This window comes from Halopseudomonas phragmitis, assembly GCF_002056295.1.
In the GTDB taxonomy this organism is placed as follows: domain Bacteria; phylum Pseudomonadota; class Gammaproteobacteria; order Pseudomonadales; family Pseudomonadaceae; genus Halopseudomonas; species Halopseudomonas phragmitis.
The window spans coordinates 2,896,388-2,910,440 of the sequence record NZ_CP020100.1; the positions used below are offsets into that span (position 1 = coordinate 2,896,388).

Here is a 14,053-nt window from a genome sequence, read left to right on the forward strand (position 1 = left end):
AGTAATGCTCCGGTCATGCTATTTACTGCACGGCACCGTTCTGTAATTATCGGCCTGACTAAAGCCAACAACAAGGTTAACAGGCTATGCGTATTTTCGTCCCGGTTATGGGCTTGGTTTTGCTGGCTGGTTGCGGTTCTGATGCGGCAGCGCCGCCAACTCAACAGGTAGTCAAAGTCCGAGCAGTCGAGGTGCAGGCGGGTGCGGAGCGGCACTGGACGTTGAACGGTACGGTACAAGCCCGGCATCAGGCCAGCCTGGCATTCCGTCTGCCTGGCGAAATCAGTGAGCGGCTGGTGCAGGCTGGCGAGCGGGTTGAGGCTGGCGATGTGTTGTTGCGACTGGACCCAAGGGACATTCGCCAGCAACTCAATGCGGCCCAGGCGGCTTTGAGCGCGGCCAGGGCTCAGGCTGATAACGCCGAGGCCAATCGGCGCCGGCTGGAAACCCTGCGTGAACAGCATCTGGTGCCATTGCAGGTGTACGAGGATGCTGCCGCCAGTGCCCGGGCTGCGCGTGAAGCCATGCGCAGCGCCGAAGCGGCACTTGAGCAGGCCCGCAGTGCTCGGGATTATGCCGAGTTGCGAGCGCCGGCCAGTGGCATTCTGGTTGAGGTCAGTGGCCAGGTCGGGCAGGTGGTGGCGGCCGGGCAGAGTGTGGCTCAACTGGCCTATGACGGGCTCCGCGAGGTCGAGGCATTCATTCCCGAGCTGCGTCGGCGCAGCATCCCACAGCAGGGCCGTGTAGAGCTGTTTGGCAATGGCCAACAAGCCAATGTGACACTGCGTGAAATGGCCGGTTCGGCCGATCCCCAGACCCGTAGTTGGCGGGCCCGTTTCGTGATCGAGCAGCAAGCCAGCGACTGGCCTCTGGGAAGCAGTGTAACGCTGCACCTGAATGGTCAAACCGGCACGGACAGTGAGTTGTTGCTGAGCTTGCCTTTGGGCGCCCTGATTGATCGTGGCCAGGGGCTCGGGGTCTGGGTTATCGAAGAAGGGCGGGTACACCGACAGCCGGTCGAACTGGTTCGCACTGACACCGAGCAAGCCTACGTGCGCAGTGCTCTGGCTGCTGGAGCGCAGGTGGTGGCGCTGGGCGCGCACCTGCTCGAGGATGGTCAGCGGGTCGAGGTGCTGCCATGAGTCTTGACCCTTTGCGCTTCAACGTCTCGGCCCTGGCAGTACGCGAGCGCTCGGTCACCCTGTTTTTCCTGCTGTTGATCTCGCTGGCCGGGCTGTATGCCTTTCTGGCCCTGGGGCGCGCCGAAGATCCGAGCTTTACCGTACGCACCACGGTGGTAACTGCGGCCTGGCCGGGCGCCAGTGCGCTGCAGATGCAGCAGCAGGTGGCAGACCCGCTGGAAAAGCGCCTGCAGGAAGTGGCCTATTTCGACAAGGTGCAAACCACGGCTCGTCCCGGCCGGGTCGATATGCAGGTGACTTTTCAGGACTACACCCCCTCCAGTGCCTTGCCGCAATTGTTCTACGAAATTCGCAAGCGCATGCAGGACGAAGTGGCCAACCTGCCGCCGGGGGTTCAGGGGCCATTCGTCAATGATGACTTTTCCGATGTGTACTTTTCGCTGTATGCCCTCACAGCACCGGGCCTGCCGGCCCGGCAACTGGTGCGTGAGGCCGAGCAACTGCGCGATCAGTTCAGCCGGGTAGCCGGGGTGCAGAAAGTGCGGGTAATCGGTGAGCGCCGTGAACAGGTGTTTGTCGATGTCGATCAGCACCAACTGGCGCAAATGGGAGTTACCCTGGAGCAGATCGGCGATGCACTGGATGCCTATAACCGCTTGCTGCCGGCAGGCCTGATCGAGACAGCCGGGCCTCGTCTGTACTGGCGTCTGGATGCCGATCTGGCCGACCTTGAAGCCATTGCGGCGGTGCCGTTGCGTATCGGTGAGCGGCTGATTCGGCTGGGCGATGTCGCTGAGGTTCAGCGTGGTTACGAGGAGCCCGCGAGCTATCTGGTACGCGCCTTCGGTGAAGAGGCGTTGTTGATCGGGGTAGTAATGCAGGCTGGCGAGAATGGTCTGGAAGTGGGCCAGCGCCTGGCCGAGAAGCATCAGCAACTGGTGGCCGGTATGCCGCTGGGTATGGAGCTGCGCCAGGTCACCAACCAGCGCGAGGCCATCACCCGGGCGGTTGAGCTGTTCCAGTACAAGTTCTTGCTGGCGGTGCTGGTGGTGATGCTGGTCAGCTTTGCCAGTATCGGTTTGCGCCCGGGTCTGATTGTCGGCATTGCCGTGCCGCTGACTCTGGGCATCACCTTCATGTTGATGCTGATGCGCGGGATGAATCTGGACCGGATCACCCTGGGGGCGTTGATCATTGCTCTGGGCTTGCTGGTGGATGATGCGATCATCGCCATCGAGATGATGTTGGTGAAAATGGAGGAGGGCTGGGACCGGGTCAAGGCCGCCGCCCATGCCTGGACGGTGACCGCCGCGCCCATGCTGTCTGGCACCCTGGTGACCATTATCGGCTTTGTGCCTATTGGTTTTGCCCGCTCCGGTGTAGGTGAGTACACCGGCAATATTTTCTGGGTATTGGCCTTTGCGCTGCTGGCCTCATGGCTGGTGGCGGTGGTGTTTACCCCGTTTCTGGGCGTGGTTCTGCTCAAGGACGTGCCCAAGTCTTCTCAGTCACACCAGGGCCAGTACCAGAGCGCCGGTTATCAGCGGTTTCGCCAACTGATCCAGAACTGTGTGCGTTACCGCAAGACGGTAGTGCTGGCCACCTTTGGTTTGTTTGTGCTGGCAGTATTGGGAATGATGGGGCCGGTACAGAAGCAATTTTTCCCCTCATCGGACCGACCCGAAGTGCTGGTCGATATCTACATGCCCGAAGGCTCCAGCATGACCACCACCGAGGCGCTGGCACGGCGGGTTGAGGCGGTTCTGGTGGAAGACCCGGATGTACTGTCACTGTCGAGCTATATCGGTGCCGGGGCGCCGCGGTTCTTCCTGTCATTGAATCCGGAACAGGCCAACCCGGCCTTTGCCAAACTGATTGCGATTGCCGAGGATGCTGCCGGGCGTGATCGGATCATGCAGGCTTTACGGCAACGGGTTGCCGCCGGCGAGTTTGGCGAGGCTCGGGTGCGGGTGCATCGGCTGGTATTTGGCCCGCCAGTGACCTGGCCGGTGAGTTTCAGAGTGCTTGGTCCTGACCCAATGCAACTGCGTGCCTTCGCTGCTCAGGTGCGTGAGGTGCTGCAGGCTCATCCGCATATCGTTGATGCCCACCTGGACTGGGGCGAGCGGGTACCTTCGGTGCGTCTGGATATTGACCCTGAACGCCTGCGCGCGATTGGTCTGACACCCCGTGAGCTGGCGCGCCAGCTACAGCTGCAATGGGGTGGGGTGCCGGTCACCCAACTGCGTCAGGACGTGCGCAGTGTGCAGTTGGTGCTGCGTGGCGATGGCAGTGGTCTGGGCGAACTGGCGGACCTGCCGATTCGCACGGCCGACGGGCGCAGTATCAGCCTGGCCCAGGCAGGGTTGATTCGGCTCGACAGCGAAGACCCGGTACTCAAGCGTTACACCCGTGAACCCTATATCACCGTGCAGGCCGATGTTCAGGGTGCCCAGCCGCCGGACGTGACCTGGGCCCTGTGGCGTGATCTGGCTGAACTGCGAGCAGCCTTGCCGCCGGGCTACTACCTGGATATTGGCGGCACTGTGGAGCAATCGGCCAAGGGGCAGGAGTCGATCCGCAAGGTTCAGCCGGTGATGCTGGCGCTGATGTTGGTGGTGATCATGCTGCAGATGCGCAGCTTCTCCGGGACTTTCATGGTACTGGCAACTGCGCCGCTGGGGGTGATCGGGGCAACGCTGGCCCTGTTGGTCGGAAATCAGCCGTTCGGGTTTGTTGCGCTGCTGGGGCTGACCGGGCTGGCTGGAATCCTGATGCGCAACACGCTGATTCTGGCCCAGCAGATCGATGACAACCTGCAAGCTGGCATGGCCCGGCATACGGCTCTGGTCGAAGCGACGGTACAGCGTACCCGGCCGGTTCTGTTGACCGCGTTGGCGGCGGCACTGGCCTTCGTCCCCCTGACTTTCGATGCGTTCTGGGGGCCGATGGCCTATGTGCTGATCGGCGGAACCTTGGTCGGGACCCTGATTACCCTGTTTTTCCTGCCGGCGCTCTATGCGCTGTGGTTCCGGGTAAGGGCTACCTGAGTTGTTCCGGCTGGCCGTGGGCACGGCGCTCGGCCAGCCACTCCGGGTGTGAGATAACGGCCTGTTCACCGGCCAGCCGGCTGACGATCTCGAAATAGTCCTGGCGCATGGGGTCGCGCATGACCTCAGCCCGGGGCTTGATCCGCACAGCATAGACGCTTTGCACATTCTGGTGATCAAACCCGCGCCAGCGCTGTGCGTCTTTGAGCAGTTGATACTCATGGTCTTCCAGAGCACTGATCAGTGCTTCACTGGCCAGTGTGCCGTTGCGGGTAACCGCCTCTGCCCATTGATAGACAATGCTGTAAGCTGAGGCCGCCGAGGTTGACGGGTAGCTCTGATAGCGCTCGGCGAAGTCGCGAACAAAAGCCTGGCCGCGCTGATTGCCCAGCTCGAAGGGCAGGTTCCAGGTCCAGGCGGAGCCAGCCAGCACGCCCTCCATGATCGCCGGGCCAACCTGCTCGACCATGCTCAAGGTAATGTTGGGAACCACGATCTGGGAGTTGCGAGTCAGGCCGAACTCATGGGCCACGCGCATGGCCTTGACCATCTGATCACCGAACAGCACCAGTACCAGCACATCCGGCTTGGCGTCGGCAGCTTGACGCAAGGCGGCACGCAGCTCGCTCTGGGTGGCGCCGGGGAATGACAGCAGGCTGGCGGGATGCTGGCGGCTGTCTTCGGTGGCGGTGAAGCGGCGCATTGAGGCTTCAGTGGTATGGCCCCAGGTATAGTCAGCGGTCACGTAGTAGTAACTGCGTCCTGGCAGTTGCTCCTGCAAATAGCCGCCCAGAACCTTGGAGGCCATCCAGGCGTTGTAACTCTCGCGGAACATGTAGCGATGGGCATCCTTGCCGGTAGTATCGTTGGAGTAGGTCAGGGTGCCGAAATACACCACGCCACGCTGGGCGGCACGTTTGCCGGCGGCGATGGCAACTGCGCTGGAGGCGCCCCCAAACAGCATCCTTGCGCCCTGATCGACCAACGAATCGACATTGGCAACGGCCTGGGCCGGACGCGAGGCGCTATCGGCTTCGATCAGTTGCAGAGGCCGGCCAAGTACGCCGCCGCGATTGTTGAGTTCTTCCACCGCCATCAGCGCGCCACGGATCTGCATCAGTCCCTCTTCACGGTATTCGCCGCTACGCGGAACATTCAGACCCAGCACGATGGGCTCGGCAGCCAGGGCAGGGAAGGCTGCCAGCAGGGCCACAACCAACAACAGGTGTTTCAGTGGGGCGAAGAAAAAAATGCTCAGTGAGGGGCGACTCATGGCCTATCCTTGTTTTGTTGTTGTTTGAGTGTCACCTGTCTGGATAACACGGACTGGCACCAGCCCGGCATTACCTATTGGTCGAGTGTTTACAGGGTTGTGAAGTCGATCAATGAACTGGTATCCGCTGCGTGCAGGCATTAGGATGGCGGCCATTACAATACGCCAAGGAACCCGGCGACCTTCATGCTTGATATCAAAACCCTCATGCTGGTGTTGGCACTTGCCACGGTGGTTTCCGTGGTGGGCTTGCTGATCGCCAGTTTGCTTAACCGCCAGGTGCTGGCCATTCGTTATTGGGCGGCGGGTCTGGCCTGCTTCTTTACCGGTCTTTTCCTCCAGGTTGCCAGCCCGCCATTGCCGTTGTGGTTGAGTGCTGTAGCCATTACCCAGGCCTATTTCGTGATCTGGTGGGGCACCCGCTGTTACCGCTTCTCGCAACGGCTGCCGCGTTTCTGGCTGGTCATGATGCTGATAGGCCTGGCTCAGGGCCTGACGTTCTTCATACTCAGTGATTCGTTGCGTTGGAGCATCGTGTTCCACAGCTCAGTGGCAGTTGTTATGTGTGGGCTGACCATCCGCGAGCTGTGGAAGCTGAATCTTGGTCAGCCGCTGCTGCCATTGTTCTGGACTCTGCTTTGGGGCGTACACGGTCTGGTGTATCTGCGCCGGACGTTGCTGTACCTGTTCGACAGCCACTACAGCCAGGTGACCAGCTTCGAGCAGGCAATTGAGATTGAGGCGCTGAACTACCTGGAGGGCACGGTATTTCTCTATGGGTTCTCGCTGATGTGCGTGATTCTGACCACGCTGCGCCTGCAACAGGCTCTGCGTCGCCAGGCGACCCGTGACCCATTGACCGATCTGCTGAACCGTCGGGCTTTTGAAGAGGCAGCACTGAATGCACTGGCTTTGGGGCGGCGCGGGCAACGGCCGTTGACCTTGTTGCTTATGGATCTGGATAAATTCAAGTCGATCAATGATCAGCATGGTCACAAGACCGGTGATCAGGTGCTGGGCGCTTTCGCCGAACACTTGCACGCCCACGCCCGCACGGCTGACCTGATTTGCCGGTTCGGGGGGGAAGAGTTCGTGGTATTGCTGCCTGATACCGATCGGGACCAGGCGCAGAGCATGGCCGAGAGGATTCGACGCTCCTGGGCCGAGGTGGTGCTCGATACGCCCAACGGGCCGCTGGCTACCACGGTGTCGATTGGTCTGGCGCAAACCTGTCATGACCCGGCTGAAACGCTTTACAGCCTGTTGGAGCAGGCAGACCAGGCGCTATACCGGGCCAAACAGAATGGTCGCAACCGGACCGAACAGGCCGACGGCCTGCGACTGTCGGCGCTGGAGGGGGCGATCGTCTGAGGCAGGTCTATTCAGCCTGACTCAGCAGTTGGCGAACCGCCTGAAGATTGCCAGGTTGTTGCAGACGGCCGATTTCTTCACCTGCACCATTGAGCAATACCAGATCACCGTCGTAAGTGCTGTACCGGTCGGCAAAGGCCTGCCCGTCAGGCTGACCCTGGTGGGCGATGCGCATGTCCAGACGGGTCTGATACTCTGGGTTGAGCTGTTTGAGATACTCCAGGACTTCGGCCCCGCCCAGGTAATGGATGTCGCGGGTTAGTACCAGTACCGGCTTGCCCTGGCCTATGCCGGACAGATCGGTGGAAATGCCGGCTCTGGGCAGTTGCTGGATGACCACCGCGCTGACGCCGGCCAGCAGTACCAGCATGAATGTCCATTTGATCCAGGCGGGGATATGCCGTTGGGGCTTGCTGGTGGTCGAGTTCATGTGGCCTCTCAGGGTTAAAGACGCGGATTATCCCATATTCACGGCGCATGTCCGGGCTCGGTTAAAGCTCTGTTACCTTTTTATTAGCAGATGTTCAGGCATGGCCTTTTGATGGCGTTTGTCATGGTGCTGTCATCTTGATGACATAGAGTGATGCCCAACCTCGCAGTTGGAAATTCACTCGTATGACAATCGCAACCCGCCTGATGCTTGGCGTTTCGCTGCTCACTCTCATGGCCGTGGTCATCGCGGCGGGAATCACCGGTTGGCAGGCGCTGGAGCGCAGCTCCGAGGTGGTAGAGCACAGTGTCGAGCAGCAGTTTCAGGCAGTGGCCGCCGGTCGCCAGACCAGCCTCAGCCTGCAGCTTGAGAGTCACCATGACCTATTGCTGTCGATGGCCAACAACCGTCTGACCCAGGAAGCGGTCTATGGATTTGTTCGGCCCTTTGTGTCCTTTCGCTATGAAGTTTCGGCGCCGAGCCTGGATCAACTCAAGGCCAGCATGAAGGACTGGTACGCCAGTCACTATCAGCCCCTGTACGGAGCCCAGACACAGGGCCAGCGCGCTGATTATGAGAGCTGGATCGAAGCGACCCGCTATGAGGGACTGCTGATCCAACAGTTTTATGTGCACGACAACCCCAATCCGGCCGATCAGTTGGGTGAGTTGGTCGATCGGGACGATGCGACCATCTATGGCCAGCAACATCGCCGTTATCAGGAAAGCTACCGGGAAATCACCCAGCGCTATGGTTATCACGACCTGATGCTGATTGATGCTGCCAGCCTTGAGGTGATCTATAGCGTCAACAAGGGGCCGGTTTTCGCCACTTCATTGCGCGATGGACCATTCGCCACCAGCGCCCTGGCCGAACTGGTGCAGAGTATGCGTGAGCAGCCGCTCAAGGATGAGTTCAAAGTGTCACGCTTTTCCCGGTTCGACGCACACTTCAACCAGCATGTGGTGTTCTTCGGCGTGCCGGTATTCCACCCGGTTTATAGCCCCGACAAGCCATTGGGCTTTCTGGTAGTACAGATGCCGGCTGAGCGCTTCACACAGATCATGACTGCCGGTGGCAATTGGGCTGCAATTGGTCTGGGTGATACCGGCGACTCCTATCTGGTTGCCTCTGATGGACGTCTGATCACCGAACCGCGGGCAATGCTCGAACAGCCGGATGCCACGCTGGCACGCCTGAACCTGTCCGGTCAGCAAGCTGGTGACGCTCAGGCTATTCAGCGCTACCGTCAGCTCAATGGTCGGCTGCGGATCGACAGCCCTGCGCTGAAAGCGGCACTGGAGGGTGAGAGTGGCCTTGGCCGGCAAACCAACCTGCTGGGTGAGACGGTATTGATGAGTTGGCAACCGGTGATGCTGGGTGGTGAGCGCTATGCATTGATTACCGAACAGTCGCTGGCTGAGAGTTTTGGCGCGGTGGCGCGTCTGAGCCATGACATCATGCTGGCTGTGGGGCTGGCGGTGGTTGTGCTGGGGGCATTGGCAGCTCTGGCCTCTTGGTGGCTGACCCGAATGATTGCAACGCCGCTGACGCGCTTGAGCGGCACCATCGGGCAAAGCGCCCGTGAGCGGGATTTGCGTATTAGTCTGCCGGTACGTGGGCGTGATGAGATCGCTCAGATTGCCGCCTCACTGAACCAACTGTTCGAAACCTTTTCTGGATTGGTCGCCAGGATTCGTCAGACCGCCGAAGACACGGCCTCAGCCAGCACTCGCACGGTTGGTATCGGTAATGAGTGCCAGGCCGCCGCTGAGCGCCAGCAGCAGGCTTTGCAAGCATTGGATGCTGAATCCAGAGCCTTGCAGCGGGCGCTTCAGGCGATCACCGGGTTGGTGAGCCAAGCCGCTGAGCAGGCGCGGCTGGCCGATGATGGCGCTGTGCAGGGGCACGAAGCGGTACGCCAGGTGAGCCAGTTGATCCGGCAGTTGTCCGATGAAGTCACCCAGTCCTGTGACAGCATGCAGCAACTGGAGCAGGCCGCCGGCGCTATCGTGTCGGTACTCGATACCATTGAAGGGATTGCCGAGCAGACCAACCTGCTGGCGCTCAATGCTGCGATCGAAGCTGCCCGAGCCGGCGAGCATGGCCGTGGCTTTGCGGTAGTGGCCGATGAGGTCAGGCGGCTTTCCAGCAGTACTCAGGAGGCTACCGGTCAGATCCAGACCATGCTCGACCGCTTGCGCTCAACTGTAGCTGACGCTTCGGCAGGCTTGCGCAAGGAGCAGGATAGCGCGACCCAGTGTCTGCACGGGGCAGCCGAGGCCGAGGGGCTGCTGGTACGGATTCGTGATCAGGTTGGAGATATCAGTCAGGCAACCCGGGCCATCGACCGGGCGGTCCGGGATGAAAATCAGCGGGCTCAGGGCATGGGCCAGACCCTGGATGGCATTCGTCAGGATGCCGAACGCACCGCCCAGGCCATGGCCGAGCTGTCTCAGACTGCCACTGCCCAGGAGCGCCTGGCTCAGCAGGGCCGCGAGGCGGCCAACGCTTTCAGGGTGTGATAAGAACGAGTCCAGTGGGTATAAAAGATGACCGTGGGAGGCTGACTGACTAGAATGCCTGGATGACCACAGCCTACAGGGAATCATTGGCTTGAACGCATTCAGGAGCCCGCTGGGCTGGTTGTTGCTGGTCGTTCTGTTGAGCGGCTGTGCAACACGCCTGCCACCACAGGATCTGCCTCTTGAGCATGCCCAGCCTGCCGCCAGCGATGGCTTGATCGGGGGCTATGTCGAAGCAGCGGTGGCCGGCCAGGAGTCAGGGTTGTCGGGCTTCAGTCTGCTCTATCGCGGTATGGATGCGCTGGCCGCGCGCCTGCATCTGATCGAGCAGGCTCGCCAAAGCCTGGATATCCAGTACTACATCTACAATGGCGATGTAACCGGCGGGCTGATTGCAGAGCGCCTGCTGAGTGCGGCTGACCGTGGGGTGAGGGTGCGGCTGCTGCTGGATGATATTGGCAGTGGGGTCAATGAGTTCAAGATCGCTACCCTGGACCAGCACCCCAATATCGAGATTCGGCTGTTCAATCCGCTCAGTTTACGCCAGGGCTGGCTGCGTTATGTCAGCAAGGTTGGCGAGTTCGGACGGATCAATTATCGCATGCACAACAAGGTGCTGATCGCCGACAACCAGGCGATGATTACCGGTGGACGCAATATTGGCGATGAGTATTTCGCCTTGAGCGAGCTGGACTTTCAGGATATCGATGTGTTGGGTATCGGCCCGATCAGCCGAGCCGCCAGCAACAGTTTTGATGCCTACTGGAACAGCCACAAATCGGTACCTGTGCGTCTTTTGACCCGACGCCCCGGGCGTTCCGAACTGGTGCGGCTACGCAAGCGCCTGGAGTCTGTCAGTACCGACCTGCGCCAGGGCCCGTATCAGAAAGCGGTAGAAGGTTCTCCGTTTAATCAGCCGTTTACCGACAACAAGGTCAGTTGGCACTGGGGGGAGGCAACCTGGCTGGCTGACCCGCCGGACAAGGCCGACCCCCACGGCGACCATAATCAGGTTCCCTACCTGGGTATGCACCTGGCCCGGCAGGTGCGTGCCAGCCAGCATGAGCTGCAGTTGATGACGGCTTATTTCGTGCCGGGCGCCGACGGTCAGGGTTTTCTGATGGATATGGTCAATCAGGGGCTGGAGGTCTCGATTTTGACCAACTCGTTGGCCACCACTGATGTCCTGGCCGTACACAGTGGCTATGTGCGCTACCGCGAGCCGTTGCTGGCGCATGGGGTACGTATCTGGGAGTTACGCCCGCTGGCTGCCCAGCAGGAGCGTGCCAGCCCGTTTCTGGGTGAGTCGGTAGCCAGCCTGCATGCCAAAACCTTTGTGTTCGACCGCGAGCGGGTGTTCGTCGGTTCGATCAATCTGGACCCGCGCTCGATCAGCCTCAATACCGAGGCCGGAGTTCTGGTGCAGCAGCCGGCGCTGGCTGGGGAGATGGTCGAGCTGTTTGAGCGCTGGACTTCGGACGATTACGCCTACCGCCTGAGTCTGGATGAACAGGGGCGTCTGCAGTGGCACGCCGAGGGTCAGACCTGGACCCGAGAGCCCAAGGCAGGTCCGACCCGACGCATCATGACCTGGCTATTACGTCTGTTGCCGATCGAGAGCCAGCTGTAGCGTTACCCTAATGAACCAGTTGGCTCGATACCTTGAGGTAGTCCTGGCCATGTTTGCGCACGGCTTCTGCATCATAACGCTCCGAGGCCAGGTGCACTTCCTCCAGGGTTTCCGCCAGCTCTGCGCTGTCCTGGCGGATCCGTTCCAGGGCGTTCTCCAGGGTATAGGTGAGTTCGTGTACCTGGGTCATGGTCTCGGTGGTGAGCTCTCCGGCCAGGATGTTTTCCAGCCGCTTGTTGTATTCAACGAAGTTGCTCAGAGCCTGTTCCAGGCTATTGGCGGGCAGCCCCTTGAAGTGCTCGATATCGCCGCTGGCCAGCGCGGTATTGACTGACATCAGCGCAGCCGTGAGGGTTACAGGTAGCAGGAAGACTCTCATAATCACCTCGATAGTAAATGATAATCATACGCAATTGAGAATCTAGCAGTGCTTGCCTGCGTTGTCTAGCGGGCAGGGCGATAATGTACAGGCTGGGTAGTAGAGCGGCTTCAGAGTAGCGGACTCATGAAGAACATCAACCGCTCCAGTGCCCGTGCCGGGCGGCTGCGTTGTTGCCAGCGGTCCAGTTCAAGGGCCTCGCTGCGGGCCATATAGCCCCTGAGCAGCTGGCGAATATGTGCGCAGCTTTCCGGAGTGAACAGCGCTACGGTCAGTTCAAAATTGAGTTGCAGGCTGCGGATATCCAGGTTGACGCTGCCGACCAGGGCGAGTTGATCATCCATCAGCATCGCTTTGGTATGCAGCAGTCCACCATCGAACTGCAGAATCTCAACACCAGCCCGCAGCAACGGCTCGAAATAGGAACGGCTGGCCCAGCCGACCATCAGCGAGTCATTGTGCTTGGGTAGCAGCACCTGTACCCGCACACCGCGCTTGGCGGCCTGACATAGCGCCTCGAAAATGCTTTCCGAAGGCACAAAGTAGGGCGTGCTGATGACAATGCTTTCGTTGGCCCGGTAGATGCTCGATAGCACTGCCTGCCCGATCAGGTCATCACCAACACCGGGACCCGATGGAATGATCGACATCCACTGATGGCAGCCAAGCTGTCCGGCTTCCAGTTTGGGCAGCCGCCGCTGGCCGGTCTCGACCTCCCAGTCCCAGGCGAATACCTTGGCCAGCCCGGTTGCCGCCTGGCCCTCGATGCGCAGCATGATGTCGATCCAGGGGCCGACATCGGCTTCACGCTTGAAGAACGCCGGGTCAGCCATGTTCATAGAGCCGGTAAAGGCCAGCCGATCATCAATTACTATCAGCTTGCGGTGCATGCGCAGATCGATGCGGTGGACCAGGGCGCGCAACAGGCGCACCGGCAGCGCCGGCACCACGGCGATACCGGCATCGACCATGCGGGTGCGCCAGCGTGAGCGAAAGAATTTACGGCTGCCGGCATGGTCGATCAGCAGCGAGACCTTGACTCCACGCTGACTGGCCTCGATCAAGGCCTCGGCCAGTTCATCAACCCGGCCTCCGGGATGCCAGATGTAGGTCAGAATGTTGATGCTGTGCTGGGCGCTGCGGACATCGGTACAGAGCTGCTCGAAAATGCTCTCAGGGCTGTCGAGCAGGCGCATCTGTTCGTAACCCAGCGCACCGATGCCCATGCGATGAGACAGCAATTGGTGAATAGCCAGGGTAAGTTGCCCACCGGGCCATGGCCTGCGCAGCCCGGCGAACCCATTGGCCAGGTTTTCCAGGTAGGGTTCGACCATGGCCTCGGAGCGGGCTGCCCGCTTGCGGCCCAGGTTGAGCTCGCCAAACATCAGGTAAAACACTGCGCCCAACAGCGGCAGAATATAAATCACCAGCAGCCAGGCCAGGGTCACGCTGACCGGGCGACGACGGGTAATAACGCGAATGGTTACCGCGGCGGTAAACAACCAATACAACACCGCCCCAATCAGGCCCAGAATGGTTTGCAGGTTGTCCATTGCTCTCCCGGTAATGGCTGTTGGGCACGGTTACTGTAGCAGGCCTGGCAACTTCCGGCTGCTTACAAACAGTTGTCTGGCTTGGGCAGTCCGGCAATCTTGCTGGCCAGCTTGGCCGGGCTGCCGGGAAACAGCTTCATCAGATACATACTGTTGCCCTTGTCCGCTCCCAGTTCCTGGCCAATGTACTTGACCAGCGGGCGCATGGCCGGGGACAGCTGGAACTGCGCATAAAAGCGCCTAAGGGCATGAATGACCTCGAAATGCTCGGCGGAGAGCTCAATCCCTTCGCTGCGGGCCAGTTCAGCGGCTACCGCTTCGGACCAGTCCTCGAGGTTGACCAGAAAGCCGTGCTTGTCCAGCGGTACATTCAGCCCGTCGCTTTTAATCGATGTGGTCACCAGCTCACCACCTTGTCGTAACTAACGCACAGGTCGACCATCCGCTGATAATCGATACTGCTGACCCCTGCAGGCAGATCATCCAGCGCCAGCCCGCGGGCCAGCAGGTCAGGCTCAAGGGCAAACAGTTGTATGCCAGGGGCCAGCTGGCTCAGCTGTTGGCGAGCTTCACTGCCGGGCAACAGGGCGTACACCGCGTCTTCGATCAACAGTAGTCCCTGATCCTCGACCAGAACCTGCAGGCAGGAACTCAGACGCGGTTCGTTGTGGGGTGAGTGGCGAACAATATGCAGCATGGC

Annotated in this window: 11 protein-coding genes; 5 read left to right on the forward strand and 6 right to left on the reverse strand. The window is 60.3% G+C overall.

All coding sequences use genetic code 11. The features are described from left to right. Window positions 1-86 precede the first annotated feature (86 nt). Both BVH74_RS13510 and BVH74_RS13515 read left to right on the forward strand, forming a co-directional pair. On the forward strand, window positions 87-1,142 hold the full coding sequence (locus BVH74_RS13510) for an efflux RND transporter periplasmic adaptor subunit (RefSeq protein WP_080050571.1): 1,056 nt from the start codon (window positions 87-89) through the stop codon (window positions 1,140-1,142). Continuing rightward, window positions 1,139-4,192, forward strand: a complete 3,054-nt coding sequence (locus BVH74_RS13515) for an efflux RND transporter permease subunit (protein WP_080050572.1) — start codon at window positions 1,139-1,141, stop codon at window positions 4,190-4,192. Before BVH74_RS13510 ends, BVH74_RS13515 begins: the two co-directional genes overlap by 4 nt. On the opposite strand, the gene BVH74_RS13520 is transcribed toward BVH74_RS13515, so the two are convergent. Then, the gene (locus BVH74_RS13520; protein ID WP_080050573.1) at window positions 4,185-5,465 is read right to left on the reverse strand and encodes an ABC transporter substrate-binding protein; all 1,281 of its coding nucleotides are present in this window, start codon (window positions 5,463-5,465) and stop codon (window positions 4,185-4,187) included. The two genes, BVH74_RS13515 and BVH74_RS13520, sit on opposite strands and share 8 nt — an antisense overlap. Window positions 5,466-5,651: 186 nt before the next feature. Here BVH74_RS13520 and BVH74_RS13525 point away from each other — a divergent pair, with 186 nt between their 5' ends. Further along, a complete protein-coding gene (locus tag BVH74_RS13525) occupies window positions 5,652-6,836 on the forward strand; it encodes a GGDEF domain-containing protein (protein ID WP_080050574.1) in 1,185 nt (394 codons plus the stop codon). 7 nt (window positions 6,837-6,843) lie between these two features. Here BVH74_RS13525 and BVH74_RS13530 read toward each other — a convergent pair whose 3' ends face one another. Beyond that, entirely contained in the window at window positions 6,844-7,266 is a 423-nt protein-coding gene (locus tag BVH74_RS13530; RefSeq protein ID WP_080050575.1) for a hypothetical protein, read from the reverse strand. A gap of 185 nt (window positions 7,267-7,451) precedes the next feature. Between BVH74_RS13530 and BVH74_RS13535 the strand changes: the two genes are divergently transcribed. Together BVH74_RS13535 and BVH74_RS13540 are read left to right on the forward strand one after the other, a co-directional pair. Then, the gene (locus BVH74_RS13535; protein ID WP_080050576.1) at window positions 7,452-9,791 is read left to right on the forward strand and encodes a methyl-accepting chemotaxis protein; all 2,340 of its coding nucleotides are present in this window, start codon (window positions 7,452-7,454) and stop codon (window positions 9,789-9,791) included. 91 nt (window positions 9,792-9,882) lie between these two features. Continuing rightward, complete coding sequence (locus tag BVH74_RS13540; RefSeq protein WP_080050577.1) at window positions 9,883-11,421, forward strand: phospholipase D family protein; 1,539 nt, start codon at window positions 9,883-9,885, stop codon at window positions 11,419-11,421. 7 nt (window positions 11,422-11,428) lie between these two features. Here BVH74_RS13540 and BVH74_RS13545 read toward each other — a convergent pair whose 3' ends face one another. From BVH74_RS13545 to tusB, 4 genes are all read right to left on the reverse strand, one after another. Continuing rightward, window positions 11,429-11,800, reverse strand: a complete 372-nt coding sequence (locus tag BVH74_RS13545; RefSeq protein WP_080050578.1) for a DUF6746 family protein — start codon at window positions 11,798-11,800, stop codon at window positions 11,429-11,431. A 110-nt stretch (window positions 11,801-11,910) separates the two neighbouring features. Next, complete coding sequence (gene cls / locus BVH74_RS13550; RefSeq protein WP_080050579.1) at window positions 11,911-13,353, reverse strand: cardiolipin synthase; 1,443 nt, start codon at window positions 13,351-13,353, stop codon at window positions 11,911-11,913. 62 nt (window positions 13,354-13,415) lie between these two features. Then, window positions 13,416-13,754 (reverse strand): TusE/DsrC/DsvC family sulfur relay protein, encoded by a 339-nt coding sequence (locus tag BVH74_RS13555; RefSeq protein ID WP_095625457.1) that lies wholly within the window; start codon window positions 13,752-13,754, stop codon window positions 13,416-13,418. Beyond that, window positions 13,751-14,050, reverse strand: a complete 300-nt coding sequence (gene tusB / locus BVH74_RS13560; RefSeq protein WP_080051737.1) for a sulfurtransferase complex subunit TusB — start codon at window positions 14,048-14,050, stop codon at window positions 13,751-13,753. The genes BVH74_RS13555 and tusB overlap by 4 nt, the downstream gene beginning before the upstream one ends. Window positions 14,051-14,053 lie beyond the last annotated feature (3 nt).

Bases quoted from the DNA above. Each gene is read 5' to 3' on its own strand.
- tusB (WP_080051737.1), bottom strand. From the start codon at position 14,050: ATGCTGCATATTGTTCGCCACTCACCCCACAACGAACCGCGTCTGAGT.
- BVH74_RS13530 (WP_080050575.1), bottom strand. From the start codon at position 7,266: ATGAACTCGACCACCAGCAAGCCCCAACGGCATATCCCCGCCTGGATC.
- BVH74_RS13510 (WP_080050571.1), top strand. From the start codon at position 87: ATGCGTATTTTCGTCCCGGTTATGGGCTTGGTTTTGCTGGCTGGTTGC.
- BVH74_RS13515 (WP_080050572.1), top strand. From the start codon at position 1,139: ATGAGTCTTGACCCTTTGCGCTTCAACGTCTCGGCCCTGGCAGTACGC.
- BVH74_RS13525 (WP_080050574.1), top strand. From the start codon at position 5,652: ATGCTTGATATCAAAACCCTCATGCTGGTGTTGGCACTTGCCACGGTG.
- BVH74_RS13520 (WP_080050573.1), bottom strand. From the start codon at position 5,465: ATGAGTCGCCCCTCACTGAGCATTTTTTTCTTCGCCCCACTGAAACAC.
- BVH74_RS13535 (WP_080050576.1), top strand. From the start codon at position 7,452: ATGACAATCGCAACCCGCCTGATGCTTGGCGTTTCGCTGCTCACTCTC.
- BVH74_RS13545 (WP_080050578.1), bottom strand. From the start codon at position 11,800: ATGAGAGTCTTCCTGCTACCTGTAACCCTCACGGCTGCGCTGATGTCA.
- cls (WP_080050579.1), bottom strand. From the start codon at position 13,353: ATGGACAACCTGCAAACCATTCTGGGCCTGATTGGGGCGGTGTTGTAT.